Genomic DNA, 212 nt, shown 5'->3' with positions numbered 1-212 from the left:
TACCGGAGCCTCTACGTGCAGGGCCGCGGCGAGCTGCGCCGCGAGCTGACCCGGGCGCTGCGCAGCGGCCGCGCGCTCCGCAAGCCGCGCAAGCCCGGCGGGCCCTCCTCGACCCATCACCTGCGGGACGCGCCCCGGATCAGCGAGCGGCCGGCCGAGGCCGCCGACCGGGCCGTGCCGGGGCATTGGGAGGGCGACCTGATCATCGGCGC

The 212-nt window shown here is 78.8% G+C and carries 1 pseudogene; it reads left to right on the top strand.

The features are described from left to right. Positions 1-212, top strand: a pseudogene (locus ACLQ21_RS15765) (IS30 family transposase); the annotation flags it as partial.

Origin of the sequence: Agrococcus sp. DT81.2, assembly GCF_049844935.1 — a bacterium.
Taxonomy (GTDB): domain Bacteria; phylum Actinomycetota; class Actinomycetes; order Actinomycetales; family Microbacteriaceae; genus Agrococcus.
The sequence above is the reverse complement of the archived record's forward strand: the minus strand, read 5'-3'. Positions and strand labels throughout refer to the sequence as shown.